The organism is Chelatococcus sambhunathii (genome assembly GCF_001418005.1).
Lineage (GTDB): Bacteria > Pseudomonadota > Alphaproteobacteria > Rhizobiales > Beijerinckiaceae > Chelatococcus_A > Chelatococcus_A sambhunathii.
Genome location: NZ_LIOL01000002.1, coordinates 434,826 through 452,636 on the forward strand (window position 1 = coordinate 434,826; position 17,811 = coordinate 452,636).

A 17,811-nucleotide genomic window follows, 5' to 3' on the forward strand; every position below is an offset into this window, starting at 1 on the left:
TCCTCAGACGTGAATGACGCGTCCGTAGGCGTCGAGCACGGATTCGTGCATCATCTCCGACAAGGTCGGGTGCGGGAAGACGGCGTGGATGAGCTCCTCCTCCGTCGTCTCCAGGTTCATGGCGATGACGAAGCCCTGGATGAGCTCCGTCACCTCCGCGCCGACCATGTGGGCACCGAGGAGGCGTCCGGTCTTCTTGTCGAAGATGGTCTTGACGAGGCCGTCCGGCTCGCCGAGAGCGATGGCCTTGCCGTTGCCGACGAAGGGGAAGCGGCCGACGCGCACATCGTAGCCCGCCTCTTTGGCCTTCGCCTCCGTGAGGCCGACGGACGCGACCTGCGGGTGGCAATAGGTGCAGCCCGGGATCATCGCCTTGTCCATGGCGTGCGTGGGCAGACCCTTGATGGTCTCGACGCAGATGACGCCTTCGTGCTCGGCCTTGTGGGCAAGCATCGGCGGGCCGGCGACGTCGCCGATGGCGTAGATGCCCGGAACGTTGGTGCGGCCCAGCCCGTCGGTGACGACGCAGCCGCGCTCCGTCTTCACCCCGAGCTTGTCGAGGCCGAGGTTCTCGATGTTGCCGACGACGCCGACGGCGGAGATGACGCGATCGACCGTGATCGTCTGCTTGGCGCCCTTCTCGTCCTCGATATGGGCGGTGACGCTGTCGGCCGCCTTGTCGAGCTTCGTCACCTTGGCGCCAGTCAGGATCTTGATGCCCTGCTTCTCGAAGCGCTTGCGCGCGAAGCCGGCGATCTCGGCGTCCTCGACGGGCAGGATCTGCGGCAGCACCTCCACCACCGTGACCTCGGCGCCCATGGTGCGGTAGAAGGAGGCGAATTCGATGCCGATGGCGCCGGAGCCGACGACGAGCAGCGACTTCGGCATCTTCTCGGGCACCATGGCCTCGAAATAGGTCCACACCAGCTTCTTGTCCGGGTCGAGGCCGGGCAGCACGCGCGGGCGCGCGCCGGTGGCGACGATGATGTGCTTGGCCTGATAGGTGCCGGGCGGCTGCGCACCCTTGGGCGCCTCGATGGGCGCGCCCTGGACCGACTTCGTCGGCGCCTTGACGACGACCTCGCCCGGCTTGGTGATGTTGGCCTCGCCCCAGATGACGTCGACCTTGTTCTTCTTGAGCAGGAATCCGACGCCGGTGTTGAGCTGGCTGGAAACGCCGCGCGAGCGCTTCACCACCGCCGCCGTATCCACCTTCATCGCGCCCTCGAGCACGAGGCCGTAATCCTTGGCATGGGTGGCGTAGTGGTAGATCTCGGCCGAGCGCAGCAGCGCCTTGGTGGGGATGCAGCCCCAGTTGAGGCAGATGCCGCCGAGGTGCTCGCGCTCGACCACCGCCGTCTTGAAGCCGAGCTGCGCCGCGCGGATGGCGGTTACGTAGCCGCCGGGACCGGCGCCGATGATGATGATGTCGTAGCTGGACATGTCAGGCTCTCTCCTCCCCTCCCTGCACGGGAGGGGATTGGTGGCGCTCGCGGCTCAGACCAGCAGCCCCATCGGATTCTCGATGAGCTGCTTGAAGGCGGCGATCAGTTCGGCACCGAGCGCGCCGTCGACGGCGCGGTGGTCGGTCGACAGCGTCACCGTCATCACCGTGGCGACGGCGGGCGCGTCATTCTTGACGATGACCCGCTTCTCACCCGCGCCGACGGCGAGGATGGTCGCGTGCGGCGGGTTGATGACGGCCGAGAAGTCCCGGATGCCGAACATGCCGAGGTTCGACACGGCGGTGGAGCCGCCCTGGTATTCCTCGGGCTTGAGCTTGCGGGCGCGGGCCCTCGCCGCGTAGTCCTTCATCTCGTTGGAGATGGTGGACAGCGATTTCGTCTCGGCCTTGCGCACCACGGGCGTGATAAGGCCGCCGGGGATCGAGACCGCAACGCCGACATCCGCCTGCTTGTGGCGCAGCATGGCGTTGTCCGTCCACGAGACGTTGGCGTCCGGCACGCGCATCAGCGACAGGGCCAGCGCCTTGATGACGAAGTCGTTGACCGAGACCTTGTAGGCGGGCTTGCCGTCCTCGCCCTTCGGTGCGGCGGCGTTGATCTGTTCGCGCAGCGCGAGCAGCGCGTCGAGCTCGCAATCCACCGACAGGTAGAAGTGGGGAATGGTCTGCTTCGATTCCGTCAGGCGGCGCGCAATCGTCTTGCGCATGGAATCGTGCGGCACCTCCTCGTAGGAGCCGGGCTCGAAAAGCTTCTTGATCTGCTCGTCGCCCATGCCGGCCGGAGCGGGCGCAGGTGCCGTCTTGGGGGCCGGGGCAGCAGCGGGGACGGCCGCTGCCGCGGGCTTGGCGCCGCCGGCGAGCGCGGATTTCACGTCCCGCTCGACGACGCGCCCGTGCGGGCCGGAACCGGCGATGGCGGCGATGTCGATCCCCGCCTCCTTCGCGAGGCGCCGCGCGAGCGGCGAGGCGAAAACGCGGTTGCCGTCGGCGACCGGCGCGGGGCCGGCCTTGGCGGCGGGGGCCGGCGCTTCGGCCCTGGTGGGCTCCACCTTGGGCTCTTCAGCCTTGGGCGCCTCGGCCTTGGCGGGCTCCTTGGCAGCTTCCTTAGGAGCTTCCTTGGTCGGCGCGCCGCCCGAGGCGGAAACCGCCTTCGGGTCCTCGCCCTCGGCGGCGAGAACGGCGATGACGTCGTTCACCGGCACGTCGCTGGTGCCCTCGGGCACCACGATCTTCGCCAGCACGCCCTCGTCGACGGCCTCCACCTCCATGGTGGCCTTGTCCGTCTCGATCTCGGCGAGGATGTCGCCGGACTTGACGGCATCCCCTTCCTTCTTGAGCCATTTGGCGAGATTGCCCTTCTCCATCGTCGGCGACAGGGCGGGCATCAGGATGTTGATCGGCATGGGCCCCTCCCCGCGTCAGGCGTAAGCGACGGCCTTGACCGCGGCGACCACCTCGGCCACCGACGGCAGGGCAAGCTTCTCGAGATTGGCGGCATAGGGCATCGGCACATCCTTGCCCGAAACGCGCAGCACCGGCGCGTCGAGATAGTCGAAGGCGCGCTCCATGACGCGGGCGGCTATCTCGGCGCCGACGCCGGACTGCTGCCAGCCCTCTTCCACCGTGACGCAGCGGCCTGTCTTCTTCACCGATTCAATGATGGTGTCGGTGTCCATCGGGCGGATGGTGCGCAGATCGATGACCTCGGCCTCGATACCCTCCCTCGCAAGCTCCTCGGCTGCCTTCAGGGCGTAGGTCATGCCGATGGACCAGGCGACGATGGTGACGTGCGACCCGGCACGGGCGATGCGCGCCTTGCCGATGGGCAGGACGTAGTCGTCGAGCTTCGGCACCTCGAAGCTGTGGCCGTAGAGGATCTCGTTCTCGAGGAAGATGACTGGATTGGGATCGCGGATCGCCGCCTTGAGCAGGCCCTTGGCGTCGGCCGCCGTATAAGGCGCGACGACCTTCAGGCCCGGGATGTGGCTGTACCAGGCGGCATAGTCCTGGCTGTGCTGGGCCGCGACGCGGGCGGCGGCGCCGTTGGGGCCACGAAAGACGATGGGGCAGCCGAGCTGGCCGCCCGACATGTAGAGCGTCTTCGCCGCCGAGTTGATGATCTGGTCGATCGCCTGCATGGCGAAGTTGAAGGTCATGAACTCGACGATCGGCTTGAGGCCCGTGAAGGCCGCCCCGACGCCGAGGCCGGCGAAGCCGTGCTCGGTGATCGGCGTGTCGACCACGCGGTCGGCGCCGAACTCCTGCAGGAGGCCCTGCGTGACCTTGTAGGCGCCCTGGTATTCGGCGACCTCCTCGCCCATGACGAAAACGGCCTCGTCGCGGCGCATTTCCTCGGCCATGGCGTCGCGCAGCGCCTCACGTACCGTCATCTTCACCATCTCGGTGCCGGCGGGCACCTCGGGATCGGGCTGGGCACTCACCACCGCGGGGGCCGCGACGGCCGAGACGGGGGCCTCGTGCTGCTTGGCCGAGACCTGCGGCGCCTCGCCGGCCGGCGCCTGCGCAGGCGCCGCGGGCGTGGCAGCGGTGCTGTTGGCGACGCTGCCGGCATCCTCGCCCTCGCCGGCGATGACGGCGATCGGCGTATTGACGGCCACGTCCTCGGTGCCTTCGCCGACGAGGATCTTGGCGAGGACGCCCTCGTCGACGGCCTCCACCTCCATGGTGGCCTTGTCCGTCTCGATCTCGGCGATCACGTCGCCGGACTTGACGCTGTCACCTTCCTTCTTGAGCCATTTGGACAGTTTGCCGCTCTCCATCGTGGGGGACAGCGCGGGCATCAGGATATCGATGGGCATGGGGCGATCTCGGAGCAAAGCATTACGGGCGATCGAAGCGGCGGCTCTACCCCGCCCGGCCGCATCCGCACCGGGCGGACACGGCGACGGGGCGGCCGGCCCTACTTCAGGATGTCGGTGTAGAGCTCGGTGACGTCGGGCTCGGGATCGTTCGTGGCGAACTCGGCCGCCTCGTTGACGATCTCACGCACCTTGGCGTCGACAGCCTTCAGTTCGTCCTCGCTGAGCTTCCACTGATCGATGAGGCGGCGACGCACCTGCTCGATCGGATCATGCTCCTCGCGCATGCGCTGCACCTCGTCCTTCGAGCGATACTTCGCCGGATCGGACATGGAGTGGCCGCGGTAGCGGTAGGTCTGCATTTCCAGGATGTAGGGACCCTTGCCGGACCGGGCCCATTCGATGGCGCGCTCGCCGGCAGCCATGACGGCACGCACGTCCATGCCGTCCACCTGCTCGCCGGGAATGTTGAAGGAGGCGCCGCGCTTGGAGAAATCGGTCTGCGCGGAGGCGCGAGAGACCGAGGTGCCCATGGCGTAGCGGTTGTTCTCGATGACGAAGACCACCGGCAGCTTCCACAGCTCGGCCATGTTGAAGCTCTCGTACACCTGGCCCTGGTTGGCGGCGCCGTCGCCGAAATAGGTCAGGCAGACGTTGCCGTTCTTGCGGTAGCGGTTGGCGAAGGCGATGCCGGTGCCGAGCGAGACCTGGGCGCCGACGATGCCATGCCCACCGTAGAAGTGCTTCTCCTTGGAGAACATGTGCATCGAGCCACCCTTGCCCTTGGAGTATCCTCCGCGGCGGCCGGTGAGCTCGGCCATGACGCCCTTCGAATCCATGCCGCAGGCCAGCATGTGGCCGTGGTCACGATAGCCGGTGATGACCTGGTCGCCTTCCTTCGTGGCCATCTGCATGCCGACGACCACGGCCTCCTGGCCGATGTAGAGGTGGCAGAAGCCGCCGATGAGGCCCATGCCGTACATCTGCCCCGCCTTCTCCTCGAAGCGGCGGATCAGCAACATTTCGCGATAGGCGAAGAGATCCTGTTCCTTCGTGAAGCCCGCCGCGCCCTTCTTCGGAGCCTGCGACTGCGTCTTTCTTGCAGTACGCGATTTTGCGGCAGATGGCGCGGCATCCGAGCGCGATGCCTTACGAGCGGCTACAGCCATGAACATCCTCCCAACGGGGTTGTTGAGCGGTGTTGTAGCGCAGCCGCGCGCCGAAGGCGAGCCCCATCGGCACAGGATAAATGGATACGTTTGAAACTAACCGGCTGATATCAGTGTCGTTTTTTCAGTTAACCCGACTCCGGTTAAGCAACCTCGACTACCCGCCGTAGCGACTTTTCCGCACGCCTTCAGTGCTTCTGGGCCGGCAACATCACGACGACATCGTTGGGATGCACGAAACCGAGCTCTTCACGCGCCAGTTCCTCTAGAATGTCCCGATCCACCGACTGGGCGCGCATGAGGGCGATGCGTGTCTCCCACTCGCCGCGCCGTTCCTTCAAGTCTGCAAGCTCGCCCTTGAGCTCCGCGATTTCCGCCTCGAACGACTGTCTGGCCTCGAGCCCGCGCGCGCCGCTGTGCGCGTGGACGACGAAATAGCCGACCACCGCGCTCGATACACCGTAGAGCACGAGCGGGATGAGGACCGAGCGAAGGCGTTTGCGAATAACCATGGAGCGAGCATGGAAGCCCATGGTTAAGGATACATTAAGGGCCAGTGCCCCGGAAAGCGCGCTGTTCCCTCCCCCTTAGCGGGGAGGATTAGGGAGGGGGGAGCGCACGTAGGACGAAATGCGCCATGTGTCTCGTCAAGACCCCTACCCCTACCCCTCCCCGCAAGGGGGAGGGGAACATCGGCGATCCTTACCTCAGCGGCGCGCCTTCAGCGCCGTGCGGCCCGCGTAGACCGCCTGCTTGCCGAGCTCTTCCTCGATGCGAATGAGCTGGTTGTATTTGGCGAGCCGGTCGGAACGGGCGAGCGAGCCGGTCTTGATCTGCCCGCAGTTGGTCGCGACGGCGAGATCGGCGATGGTCGCGTCCTCCGTCTCGCCGGAGCGGTGCGACATCACGGCCGTGTAGCCGGCACGGTGGGCCATGTCGACGGCGGCGAGCGTCTCGGTGAGCGAGCCGATCTGGTTGACCTTGACGAGGATGGAATTGGCCGTGCCCTTCGCGATGCCTTCTGCAAGGCGCTTGACGTTGGTGACGAAGAGATCGTCGCCGACGAGCTGGCACTTCGCTCCGATGAGATCGGTCAGGGCCTTCCAGCCCGCCCAGTCATCCTCGGCCATGCCGTCCTCGATCGAGGCGATCGGATAATCGGCGACGAGCTTGGCGAGATACTTCGCCTGGGCCTCGGGATCGCGCGTCGTGCCCTCGCCCTCGTAGACATAGGCGCCGTTCTTGAAGAACTCGGTAGCGGCGCAGTCGAGCGCCAGCATCACATCCTCGCCAGGCTTGTAGCCCGCGGCCTCGATGGCCTTCATGACGAAATCGAGCGCGGCCTCCGCCGACGGCAGGTTGGGCGCGAAGCCGCCCTCGTCGCCGACATTGGTGTTGTGGCCAGCGTCCTTCAGCGCCTTCTTGAGCGTATGAAAGATCTCCGAGCCGGTGCGCACCGCATCCGCGAAGGTCGGTGCGCCGACCGGCATGACCATGAATTCCTGGAAGTCGATGGGATTGTCGGCATGGGCACCGCCGTTGACGATGTTCATCATCGGCACCGGAAGGAGGCGCGCCGAGGTGCCGCCGACATAGCGATAGAGCGGCAGGCCGGCTGCTTCGGCGGCTGCCTTGGCCACGGCGAGCGAGACGCCGAGGATGGCGTTGGCGCCGAGCTTGGCCTTGTTCGGCGTGCCGTCGAGAGCAATCATCGTCTCGTCGATCTTGACCTGGTCCTCGGCGTCCATGCCGCCGAGGGCGTCGAAGATGTCGCCGTTGACCGCGGCCACAGCCTTGCGGACGCCCTTGCCGCCGTAGCGGCTCTTGTCGCCGTCGCGCAGCTCCACCGCCTCGTGGGCGCCGGTCGAGGCGCCGGACGGCACGGCGGCGCGGCCCATGGAGCCGTCCTCGAGGATCACGTCGACTTCCACCGTCGGGTTGCCGCGGCTGTCGAGGATCTCGCGGGCGACGATGTCGATAATGGCGGTCATGGGGCTCTTTCTCCCTGGCTCGTCACGGGGCTCTGCCGTGGCTCCGGCTTTTAGAGCATCGCGTGGAACAGTGGCAATCGGCTGGCGGCTCCCCATCGATCGGCGAAGGCGGCAGGATGCATTTTTTCTTGCGCCGGCGCGACACTGGTGCGACAGCCCTCCCCGCGGGGGCATGAGGACGACACGAGGATCGACATATGGCGCAACAGCACGAATCGCTGCAGCTGGGCAAGCCGGCGTCCCTGCCCGCCTCGCCCGAGGAGGCGGTGCTCGACCGTGTGCCGAACCCGCATCCCGACACGGATTACGTGGCGCGCTTCACCTGCCCCGAGTTCACCTCGATCTGCCCGGTCACCGGCCAGCCGGACTTCGGCATCGTCGTCATCGACTATGTTCCAGGGGAGTGGCTGGTCGAATCGAAGTCGTTGAAGCTGTTCATGTTCTCCTTCCGCAACCACGGCGCCTTCCACGAGGACTGCACGGTCTACATCGGCAAGCGGCTGTCGGAGCTGCTCGTACCGCGCTGGATGCGCGTGGGCGGCTACTGGTTCCCGCGTGGCGGCATCCCGATCGACGTCTTCTGGCAGACCGGCGCGCCGCCTGCGGGCCTCTTTTTGCCCGACCAGGGCGTGCCGCCCTACCGCCCGCGCGGCTGAGCGCCGGCCAGCGCCGCGACGAGACGCGCCATTTCCGCGGCGGGATCCGCCGCCCGCATAATGGAGCCCATGACGGCGATGCCGGCGGCGCCTGCTGCGAGGCAGACGCCCACATTGGCGGCGGCGATGCCGCCGATGGCGATCACGGGCACGGGGCTGGCGCGGACGATGGCGGCAAGACCCTCGACGCCCAGCGCCGGGCCGTAGCCGGGCTTGCTCGCGGTTTCGGCGAAGGGGCCGGCAATCACGTAGTCGACGGTCCCGGGGTTGAGCGTGTGCGCTTCGTCAGGCGAGTGGACGGACATGCCGATCAGCGTATGGGGAGCACCCGTAAAGCCTGGCACGCCCTGCTCCCCTCCCCCTTGCAGGGAGGGGCTGGGGGTGGGGGGCGCGCCGAGGGGTGCCGGCGGCTCGCCAGGCGGCATCACCCCCCTCCCCAACCCTCCCCCGCAAGGGGGGAGGGAGTATGCCCGGCCCAGCCTCTCTCTTGCTCCGCGCGCGTCGCCGCCGGCCGCCAGATGCACGCCGTCGAGCCCGGCCTGCCGCGCCACCTCCACCGAGCCATGCGCCGTCAAACAGAGATCGTCTGGCAGCGCATCCCTCAAGCGCAGCGCCAGAGCGACCTGCTCGTCTTCCGCCAGATCCTTCTCCCGCAGGCTCACCCAGCGGCAGCCGCCGGCGACCGCTGCGCAGACGATGGCGACAAGCTCACCCCTCGCCTGCCGGCGATCGGTGACGAGCAGCAGCGGCGGCTGCGGCAGGGCCACGGATCAGGATCCGACGAGGCCGAACTGCGGGCTCGACGGCTCGGCATAGCGGCGCCTGGGGATACGCCCGGCCCGGTGGGCGAGCCGGCCCGCCTCGACGGCATGGCGCATGGCGCGCGCCATGGCGACGGGATCGTTCGCCCTCGATACCGCCGTGTTGAGGAGAACCGCGGCGCAGCCCAGCTCCATGGCGAGCGCCGCATCCGAGGCCGTGCCGATGCCGGCGTCGAGCACCACCGGCACGGGCGAGCGCGCCGTGATGAGCTCGATGAGATGCGGATTGGCGATGCCAAGGCCAGAACCGATGGGCGAGCCAAGCGGCATGACCGCGGCGGCGCCGAGATCGGCGAGCTTGCGGCAGGTGACGGGATCGTCGTTGCAATAGACCATGACGACGAAGCCCTTGCGCACCAGTTCGTCCGTGGCGCTGAGGAGTTCCTCGACGTCCGGGTAGAGCAGTTCCCGGTCGCCGATGATCTCGAGCTTTACCCAGTTCGTCTCCAGCGCCTCGCGCGCCAGTTCGGCCGTCAGGACGGCGTCGCGCGCCGTCTGGCAGCCGGCCGTGTTCGGCAGGAGGTCGGCACGGCCGGCGATGAGGTCGACGATCCCCTCCTCCGGGTTCGACAGGTCGAGCCGGCGGATGGAGGCGGTGACGAGCTCGGTGCCGCTCGCGGCAATCGCGTCCAACATTACCTTCTGGTTGGGATAGCCGGCCGTGCCGAGGAACAGCCGGGAGGAAAAGCTGCGCCCCGCGATGACGAGCGGGTCGGCCGCGCGCGGGCCCTGTTCGACGACGTTCATCTCAACCTCCCTGGCGTGCGTGGACGATCTCGATCCTGTCGCCCTCGTTCAGGTGCTCGTCCTGCCACTGCGCGCGTGGCACGACCGCGCCGTTGAGCGCGACCGCGAGGCCGGGGCCGGCCGGGTCGATGCCGCGCTGCGAGAGAAATTCGGCGATCGTTGCGGCCGCCAGCGGCTCGTCCGCGCCGTTGACGCGGATGCGCGGCAGCGCGACGGAGGATGCTTTCGTCATGACGAAACCTCGCTCGGCGCATCGGCGCGCGCCTGAAAGCGCGCAAGGGTGAAGGGGCGCGCCACATCGGCGAGCCGCCCGTTGAGGACATGGTCGGCGACCACGGCGGCGGTGACCGGCGTGAGCAGGATGCCGTTGCGGTGGTGGCCGGTGGCGTAGACGAGGCCCGCAAGCTCACCCGGTCCGAGGATCGGCGCGTCGTCGCGGCTGCCGGGCCTGAGGCCGGCCCAGGTCTCGGCGATCGGCAGTTCCTCGACGACCGGCAGGGCCCGCCAGGCGGCGTCGAGGAGCGCGAGGAGGCCGCCGGCCGTCATGCGGGTGTCGAACCCCTTCTCCTCCACCGTGGCGCCGATGATGAGGCGCCCGTCGCGGCGCGGCACGAGATAGGCGCCCGGCACCCAGGTCACATGGCTGAGGACGGGTGCAGCCGGATCCATCTGCAACGCCACAAGCTGGCCCTTGACCGGCCGCACCGGCGGCAGGGCGGCGCGCGGCAGGCCGGCGATGCGCCGCGACCAGGCACCGGCGGCAAGGATGACGACGTCGGCATCGATCCGCCGGCCGCGGGCGACAACGCCGCGCGCCCGTCCGTCTTCGACGATGACCGATTCGACCGGACTGTCCTCGTGGATCGCCGCGCCGGCCCGCCCGGCAGCCACATGCAGGGCGGCGGCCAGCTTGCGGTTGTCGACCTGATGGTCCTCGGGACTCCACAGGCCGCCGACGATACCGGGGCTGAGGAACGGCTCGCGGCGCCGCACCTCGGCGGCATCGAGCCACGACACGGGCAGGCCGAGCCGTTCCTGCAAGGCGAGGTGGTGCCACAGCCGCGCCTGGTCGTCGGCCGAGAAGGCACAGACGAGCGTGCCTTCGGTGCGCAGATCGACGGCAAGGCCGCTCGCCGCCTCCAGTTCTCGGGCAAAGTCGGGCCACAGCGCCTGGCTCGCGCGGTTGAGGAACAGCAGCTGCTCCTCGCCCGGCTCCACCTCGGCGCAGGCGGCCAGCATGCCTGCGGCGGCATGGCTCGCGCCCGTGCCGCAGCGGCCTGCCTCGAAAAGAATGACGTCGACACCCCGCGCGGCGAGACGCCAGGCGATGGAGAGGCCGATGACACCTCCGCCGATGATGATGACTTTATCCGGTCGCGATGATGCTTCTGCGCTCACCGGCTGCTCCCTACGCTGGCATGATCCAGACAGGTTCGATGGGTGTGATCTCAGCCGCACTGCCGTGCGGCACCCCAGGCCGACGTGTCATATACACGACAAAAAGCGCGCCGCTGCAAGTCCGGTAATGACTGCCCGGCAGCGGCGCGCTTCTCACAAGGCGAATCAGTTTTTCAGGATAACCTCAGCGGGCAGCCCGCTTCTTTGCCAGCACGTCGAAGGCCTTCAGTTCCGCCAGAAGGCCCTCCATCTCCTTCAGCGGCACCATGTTGGGACCGTCGGACGGCGCGCGGTCCGGGTCCTCGTGGCTCTCGATGAAGAGGCCGGCGACGCCGACGGCCACGGCTGCGCGTGCCAGCACCGGCACGAACTCGCGCTGCCCGCCGGAGGACGTGCCGTTGCCGCCGGGCTGCTGCACCGAGTGGGTGGCGTCAAAGATGACGGGGGCACCCGTCGTCCCGGCCATTATGGGCAGCGCCCGCATGTCCGAGACGAGCGTATTGTAGCCGAAGGAGACGCCGCGCTCCGTCACCAGCACGTCGGGATTGCCAGCACCCGTGACCTTGGCGACGACGTTCGCCATGTCCCAAGGGGCGAGGAACTGGCCCTTCTTGATGTTGACCGCCCGGCCCGTCTTTGCGGCCGCGACGAGGAGGTCCGTCTGCCGGCAGAGGAAAGCCGGGATCTGCAGCACGTCAACCGCCTCCGCGACAGGTGCGCACTGGGCCGCATCATGCACGTCGGTCAGCACCGGCAGGCCGAAGCTCTCGCGGATCTCGGCGAATATCGGAAGGGCGGCCGCAAGGCCGACGCCGCGGGCTGCGCCGGCGGAGGTGCGGTTGGCCTTGTCGAAGGAGGTCTTGAAGACGAGGCCGAGTCCGAGTCGGGTGCAGATCTCCTTCAGCGCCATCGCCATCTCCAGCGCGTGGCCACGGCTCTCAAGCTGGCACGGCCCTGCGATGATCGACAGCGGCAGGTGGTTGCCGAAGGAGACGTTGCCGATCTTGACGGTTGCGTTGGCGCTCATGTTTCCCGCCCGGAAAGGTGAAGAACGGCGCTCGATGGCGCAGGAGAAAGGCCGAATTGCGTCCGCCCGCCTCTGAAGGTCATTCAGAACGTCATCGCACCGGCATTAAGGATGCCGGCGGCCAGCGAAGCCGCCCCGAGAAAGAGCGCGGCCGCGATCTCGTTGTTGGCGATGCGCTGCGACAGGTTTGGCATCGCGAGGCGCACGAGCCAGTAGGCGCTGATCTGCACGATCATGGCGACGAGGCCCCAGACCACGAGGTCCGGCCAGGTGCGCGCGTGCACCACGGCGCTCGACAGCGGCAGCGCGAAGCCGACGATGCTGAGCCCGAGGGACAGGCTGGCCGCCGCGACGTCGCGGCGGATGAGCGCGAATTCGTTGTGCGCGGTGATGAAGGTGTAGATGCCGATGTAGACGAGGACAAGGACGAGCGCGATGAGGTAGTCGACCAGAAAATCCGGCAGATTGTTGATCGATTCAAACACCATCGGCGCCCCCAGCCCCGTTTCCTTGCCGCCAGCCCGTGCGATGAATTGTCAGACGAGACGACTCTGCTCCAGGGCCGCCGCGACGAAGCTCTTGAAGAGCGGATGCGGCTCGAAGGGCCGCGACTTCAGCTCCGGATGGAACTGCACGCCGATGAACCAGGGATGACCGGCAAGCTCGACGATCTCCGGCAGGAGCCCATCCGGCGAGACGCCCGAGAAGACCAGGCCCTTCTCTTCCAGGCGCTGGCGATATGCCATGTTCACCTCGTAGCGGTGGCGGTGGCGCTCGGAAATCTGGGTGCGGCCGTAGATGTTGGCCACCTTGCTGCCTGGCGTGAGCTGGGCCTCGTAGGCGCCGAGGCGCATCGTGCCACCGAGGTCGCCCTCGGCCGACCGCCGCTCGAGCTCGTTGCCCTTCAGCCATTCTGTCAGGATGCCGACGACCGGCTCGCTCGTCGGCCCGAATTCGGTCGAGCTTGCGGCGTTTACGCCGGCAAGCGAGCGGGTCGCCTCGATCACCGCCATCTGCATGCCGAAGCAGATGCCGAAATAGGGTAGCCTGCGCTCACGAGCGAAGGCGGCTGCCCTGATCTTGCCCTCGGCGCCGCGATAGCCGAATCCGCCGGGCACGAGGATGCCGTGCACGTGCTCCAGGAACGGCGCCGGATCCTCGCGCTCGAAGATCTCGCTTTCGATCCAGTCGAGGTTGACCTTTACGCGATTGGCGATGCCGCCGTGCTGCAGCGCCTCGATGAGCGACTTGTAGGCATCCTTGAGGCCGGTGTACTTGCCAACAATGGCGATGGTCACCTCGCCCTCGGGCGTGCGCACGCGCTCGGAGATTGCCTTCCAGCGCGAGATGTCGGGCGCCGGCGCCCCCTCGATGCCGAAGGCGGCGAGCACCTCGTCATCCAGCCCTTCCTCGTGATAGGCGATGGGGACGTCATAAATGGAGGAGACGTCGCGCGCCTCGATCACGGCGCTCTCACGCACGTTGCAGAAGAGCGAGAGCTTTCTCCGCTCCTCCTTCGGGATCGGCCGATCGGTGCGGCAAAGCAGGATGTGCGGCTGGATGCCGATGGAGCGCAGCTCCGCCACCGAGTGCTGAGTCGGCTTCGTCTTCAGTTCCCCGGCAGAGGGGATGAAGGGCAGCAGCGTGAGGTGCACGAAAATGGCGTGATTGCGCGGCAGTTCCTGGCCAAGCTGGCGGATCGCCTCGAGGAACGGCTGGCTCTCGATGTCGCCCACCGTCCCCCCGATCTCGACGAGGACGAAGTCGTAATCCTCGTTGCCACGCATGACGAATTCCTTGATGGCGTTCGTCACGTGCGGGATGACCTGGATGGTGGCGCCGAGATAGTCGCCGCGCCGCTCCTTGGTCAGGATGTCGAGATAGATGCGGCCCGTCGTGATGTTGTCGTCCCGGGTACACGGGCGGCCGGTGAAGCGCTCGTAATGGCCAAGGTCGAGATCCGTCTCCGCGCCGTCATCGGTCACGAAGACCTCACCGTGCTGGTAGGGGCTCATCGTGCCCGGATCGACGTTGAGATAGGGGTCGAGCTTGCGCAGCCGAACCTTGTAACCACGCGCTTGAAGGAGCGCACCGAGGGCCGCCGAAGCAAGACCCTTGCCCAGGGACGACACCACGCCGCCGGTGATGAAAACGTATCGTGCCATGGGGACTCTCGTTTACTCCGAACTGTGCGATTCGGGAATGCGACTCGTGCAAGCGGCAACCGGAATCAACAAAGGCTTGTCCGCCACGCGCCGACCTGCTGCGCGCGCCGCGCGTCCTGCAAGCTCCGTTCCACAAAAGGAGAGGGCCGGAAGCCCGGCCCTCGCTGTTGCCGATTATTGTGAGGTCGGCACCTGCGGCCCGGCCGGCGGGGCCGGCGGCTGCTGTGCCGGTGCTTGGCCTGCGTCTTGCGCCGGCCCGCCCTGCAGGCGCTGCAACTCCTCGAGCACACCGGGGCCGGAGGTTGGCGCGGCAGGCCCGTTCTGGCCGGCACCGGGCGCGACGCGGTCGATGACGGAGCTCGGCGCCCCCTGGTAGCCGGCAAGCACGGACAGGAGCAGGCTCGTCGCGAAGAAGGCGGCAGCGAGAATCGCTGTCGTGCGCGTCAGCACGTTGGCCTGGCCGCGGCCGGTCATGAAGCCGGAGACGCCGCCCCCACCCATGCCGAGGCCTCCGCCTTCCGAGCGCTGGAGCAGCACGACGCCGACGAGCGCCAGCACGATGATGAGATGAACGACGATGAGGACGGTCAGCATGCTCTGTTCCAGAGCCGCGCGGCAGCGAGCCAGGCGCGGCGGCAAACTCAATTGGCGCGGCCTTTAGCACAGCCCGCGCCGCGGATCAAAGGACGCATCGCCGCGTCTGCGGACGATCACTCCCTCACGCCATATAGGCACGCGCTATCGCCAGGAAATCCTCCGCGACGAGGCTGGCGCCGCCGACGAGGGCGCCGTCGACCTCGGCGACGCCGAGGAGCTCGCGCGCGTTGCCCGGCTTGACCGAGCCGCCGTAGAGCAGGCGCATGTTGCGGCCGGCCGCGCCGAAGCGGTCGACGAGGCTCTGGCGGATGAAGCCGTGCATCTCGGCGACGTCGACAACCGTAGGCGTCAGCCCGGTGCCGATGGCCCAAACCGGCTCGTAGGCAACGACCACCGGCGCGCGCGCCGCTTCTTCCGGCATCGACCCGGCAAGCTGGGCACCGACCACCGCCAGCGCACGGCCGGCGTCGCGCTCCTCGCGCGTCTCGCCTACGCAGACGATCGGCGTCAGTCCCGCCGTGATCGCGGCCCGGGCCTTGGCCTTGACCATCTCGTCGGTTTCACCGTGGTCCGTGCGCCGTTCCGAATGGCCGACGATAACGTAGCTCGCGCCGACGTCGGCCAGCATCGCCGCCGAGATATCGCCGGTGTGGGCGCCATGGGTGGCGGCATGGCAGTCCTGCCCGCCGACCTTGACGGGCGTGCCGACAGCCGCGACGGCAAAGAGGTAGATCAGCGTCGCGGGCGGGCAGACGAGCAGATCGACCTTGCTGCGCAGGCCGGCGTCGTAACCCTCGAGAATCGCGCTGAAGGTCTCGGTGGCGGCTCGCGTGCCGTTCATCTTCCAGTTGCCCGCCACGAGCGGGCGCGGTCGTTCCGTCGTCATCCGTCCTGCCTCCGTTTGCGGGTGGACTAACAGAGGACGGAAAACGGAGCAACGCGCGACATTGCGGGAGGCGGTGTGTCTATCTATGATCCGCCGCCTTCGCGAGGGCCATCGCCCTCCTGAAATCTCAGGGACTGGAACCGGATCGACATGCTTCAGGGTTTTCGCAATCTCGGCAAGAGCTGGCTCGGCAAGCTCGTCGTGGGCATCCTCTTCGGCCTTCTCATCCTGTCGTTTGCGATCTGGGGTATCGGCGACGTGTTCCGCGGCTATGGCGTCAACACCGTCGCCACTGTCGGCAACCGTGAAATCGGCGTCGAGCAGGTGCGCACCGCCTACCAGAACGAGCTGCAGCAGCTCTCCCGTCGCTTCGGCCGTTCCATCACCGCCGACCAGGCGCGGGCGCTCGGCCTCGAGCAGCAGCTCCTCGGCCGACTGATCGCGGAAGCGGCGCTCGACGAGCGCGCATCCGAGCTCGGCCTCGCCGTCTCGCGCGACACGGCGGGCGAAGCCATCGTCAAGGATCCTGCCTTCCGCAACGCCAGCGGCCAGTTCGACCGCCTCGCCTTCGACAGCATCCTGCGCGCCAACGGCCTGACGGAGCAGGCCTTCATCACCGAGCAGCAAGCCGTGCTCGCCCGCCGCCAGCTGGCCGATGCGCTCACCGGCGCCATCGTGCCGCCCCTCGCGATGCGCGAGGCCATCCATCGCTACGGCGCCGAGCGCCGCAGCATCGCCTATGTCGAACTGCCCGCCTCCCTGGCCGGCAACGTCGACGCGCCGGAGGAGGCTGCGCTGCAGTCCTTTTTCGATGAACGCAAGGCTGCCTTCCGCGCGCCGGAATACCGCACCGTCTCGATTCTGTCGCTGGGGCCTGAGGATCTCGCCAAGCCCGGCGAGGTATCCGACGCCGATGCCACGGCGCGCTATGAGGAGGAGAAGGCCCGCCGCTTCACGAGGCCCGAGACCCGCAAGCTGCAGCAGCTGTCCTTCCCCTCGCAGGAAGAGGCCAAGGCCGCGCACGATAAAATCCTCGCCGGCGCCTCCTTCGCCGATATTGCCGCGGAGCGCGGCGTGCGGCCGGAGGACATCGAGATCGGCACCTTCACCCGCGAGCAGATGATCGATCCGGCGGTGGCGGAAGCGGCCTTCGCCCTCGCTCCGGGCGGGGTGAGCACGCCGGTCAGCGGCCGCTTCGGCGTCGTGCTCGTGCGCGCTGCCGAGGTCACGCCCGCCGCTGTGCGGCCCTTCGCGGAAGTCGCCGACGAGATCAAACGGGAGATCGCCATCGAGCGCGCGCGCTCGCACCTGGACGAGACGCACGACCGCATCGAGGACCAGCGCATCGCCGGCAAGCCGCTCACCGAGATCGCGCGGGAGTTCTCGCTGAACGCACGCACCATTGGCCCGCTGGACCGGGGCGGCAACGGCAAGGACGGGCAGCCCGTCGCCGATATTCCCGAGCGTGAGGCCCTGCTACGTTTGGCCTTCGAGACCGATATCGGAGCCGACAACGAGGCGCTGCGCCTCGCCGATGGCGGCTATCTCTGGTACGACGTGACCAATGTAGAGGGGGCACGCGACCGCACCCTCGACGAGGTGCGCGCCGACGTCGCCGCCCAGTGGCGGGTCGACGAGATCGCCCGGCGCCTGTCGGACAAGGCGCAGGAGATCGTCACCCGGCTCGACCAGGGCGAAACCATCGAGGCCATCGCTACCGAGCTCTCGCTCGAGGCAAGGACCGCGGAAGGCCTCGCCCGCGGCCAGGCCCAGGACGGCCTGCCGGCCAATGTCGTGACCCAGGCCTTCTCCGTCCACGCCGGCAAGGCCGCCTCGGCCGGGATCGGCGACGGCGACCGCCGCGTCGTCTTCAAGGTGACGGCGGCGACGGTGCCGGCGTTCGTGACCTCGACCCAGGAGGCGGAGCGCCTGCAGGGCCAGCTCGCGACGGCGATCACGGACGACGTCCTCGGCGAATATGTCGCCAGCCTGCAGAGCGAGCTCGACGTGCGCATCAACCAGCAGGCCCTGCGCACGGCGCTGGGCACCAGCGGCGAGTTCTGAGCCGCC

At 67.9% G+C, this 17,811-nt stretch carries 17 protein-coding genes and 1 riboswitch; of the genes, 2 read left to right on the forward strand and 15 right to left on the reverse strand.

The genetic code is table 11. The annotated features are described in order from the left end of the window. Window positions 1–3: 3 nt before the first annotated feature. The 6 genes from lpdA to eno all read right to left on the reverse strand — a co-directional run bounded on the left by lpdA (window position 4) and on the right by eno (window position 7,444). Complete coding sequence (gene lpdA / locus ASC46_RS05585; RefSeq protein WP_055458289.1) at window positions 4–1,443, reverse strand: dihydrolipoyl dehydrogenase; 1,440 nt, start codon at window positions 1,441–1,443, stop codon at window positions 4–6. Between the two features lie 54 nt (window positions 1,444–1,497). Beyond that, window positions 1,498–2,868 (reverse strand): pyruvate dehydrogenase complex dihydrolipoamide acetyltransferase, encoded by a 1,371-nt coding sequence (locus tag ASC46_RS05590; protein WP_055458290.1) that lies wholly within the window; start codon window positions 2,866–2,868, stop codon window positions 1,498–1,500. Window positions 2,869–2,883: 15 nt separating this feature from the next. Beyond that, the gene (locus ASC46_RS05595) at window positions 2,884–4,284 is read right to left on the reverse strand and encodes a pyruvate dehydrogenase complex E1 component subunit beta (RefSeq protein ID WP_055458291.1); all 1,401 of its coding nucleotides are present in this window, start codon (window positions 4,282–4,284) and stop codon (window positions 2,884–2,886) included. Window positions 4,285–4,385: 101 nt separating this feature from the next. After that, entirely contained in the window at window positions 4,386–5,453 is a 1,068-nt protein-coding gene (gene pdhA, locus ASC46_RS05600) for a pyruvate dehydrogenase (acetyl-transferring) E1 component subunit alpha (RefSeq protein ID WP_055458292.1), read from the reverse strand. Between the two features lie 188 nt (window positions 5,454–5,641). Then, window positions 5,642–5,965, reverse strand: coding sequence for an FtsB family cell division protein (locus ASC46_RS05605; RefSeq protein ID WP_055458293.1), 324 nt, complete (start codon window positions 5,963–5,965; stop codon window positions 5,642–5,644). 195 nt (window positions 5,966–6,160) lie between these two features. Beyond that, window positions 6,161–7,444, reverse strand: a complete 1,284-nt coding sequence (gene eno / locus ASC46_RS05610) for a phosphopyruvate hydratase (protein ID WP_055458294.1) — start codon at window positions 7,442–7,444, stop codon at window positions 6,161–6,163. A gap of 197 nt (window positions 7,445–7,641) precedes the next feature. On the opposite strand from eno, the gene queF reads away from it, so the two are divergent. Next, window positions 7,642–8,100: a preQ(1) synthase gene (queF, locus tag ASC46_RS05615; RefSeq protein WP_055458295.1), complete on the forward strand. Its 459-nt coding sequence runs from the start codon at window positions 7,642–7,644 to the stop codon at window positions 8,098–8,100. Here the strand turns inward: queF and ASC46_RS21585 are convergent. The 9 genes from ASC46_RS21585 to tpiA all read right to left on the reverse strand — a co-directional run bounded on the left by ASC46_RS21585 (window position 8,082) and on the right by tpiA (window position 15,741). Continuing rightward, window positions 8,082–8,867 carry a thiamine phosphate synthase gene (locus ASC46_RS21585; protein WP_055458296.1) on the reverse strand — a complete coding sequence of 262 codons (786 nt, stop codon included), beginning with the start codon at window positions 8,865–8,867 and terminating at the stop codon, window positions 8,082–8,084. The two genes, queF and ASC46_RS21585, sit on opposite strands and share 19 nt — an antisense overlap. 3 nt (window positions 8,868–8,870) lie before the next feature. Then, on the reverse strand, window positions 8,871–9,668 hold the full coding sequence (gene thiG / locus ASC46_RS05625) for a thiazole synthase (RefSeq protein ID WP_055458297.1): 798 nt from the start codon (window positions 9,666–9,668) through the stop codon (window positions 8,871–8,873). A gap of 1 nt (window position 9,669) precedes the next feature. Continuing rightward, window positions 9,670–9,900: a sulfur carrier protein ThiS gene (gene thiS / locus ASC46_RS05630; RefSeq protein WP_055458298.1), complete on the reverse strand. Its 231-nt coding sequence runs from the start codon at window positions 9,898–9,900 to the stop codon at window positions 9,670–9,672. Next, window positions 9,897–11,066, reverse strand: a complete 1,170-nt coding sequence (gene thiO / locus ASC46_RS05635; RefSeq protein ID WP_055458299.1) for a glycine oxidase ThiO — start codon at window positions 11,064–11,066, stop codon at window positions 9,897–9,899. Before thiO ends, thiS begins: the two co-directional genes overlap by 4 nt. Then, window positions 11,055–11,153, reverse strand: a riboswitch (TPP riboswitch). (Overlaps the previous gene by 12 nt.) Before the next feature lie 97 nt (window positions 11,154–11,250). Next, window positions 11,251–12,093, reverse strand: coding sequence for a 3-deoxy-8-phosphooctulonate synthase (gene kdsA / locus ASC46_RS05640; RefSeq protein WP_055458300.1), 843 nt, complete (start codon window positions 12,091–12,093; stop codon window positions 11,251–11,253). A gap of 83 nt (window positions 12,094–12,176) precedes the next feature. Then, window positions 12,177–12,581 carry a DUF350 domain-containing protein gene (locus tag ASC46_RS05645; protein WP_019403639.1) on the reverse strand — a complete coding sequence of 135 codons (405 nt, stop codon included), beginning with the start codon at window positions 12,579–12,581 and terminating at the stop codon, window positions 12,177–12,179. 48 nt (window positions 12,582–12,629) lie between these two features. Beyond that, complete coding sequence (locus ASC46_RS05650) at window positions 12,630–14,258, reverse strand: CTP synthase (protein ID WP_055458301.1); 1,629 nt, start codon at window positions 14,256–14,258, stop codon at window positions 12,630–12,632. 174 nt (window positions 14,259–14,432) lie between these two features. After that, on the reverse strand, window positions 14,433–14,852 hold the full coding sequence (gene secG, locus ASC46_RS05655; protein ID WP_055458302.1) for a preprotein translocase subunit SecG: 420 nt from the start codon (window positions 14,850–14,852) through the stop codon (window positions 14,433–14,435). 124 nt (window positions 14,853–14,976) lie between these two features. Beyond that, complete coding sequence (tpiA, locus tag ASC46_RS05660) at window positions 14,977–15,741, reverse strand: triose-phosphate isomerase (protein ID WP_055458303.1); 765 nt, start codon at window positions 15,739–15,741, stop codon at window positions 14,977–14,979. 150 nt (window positions 15,742–15,891) lie between these two features. Between tpiA and ASC46_RS05665 the strand changes: the two genes are divergently transcribed. Further along, entirely contained in the window at window positions 15,892–17,805 is a 1,914-nt protein-coding gene (locus ASC46_RS05665) for a peptidylprolyl isomerase (RefSeq protein WP_055458304.1), read from the forward strand. The last annotated feature ends 6 nt before the right edge of the window (window positions 17,806–17,811 follow it).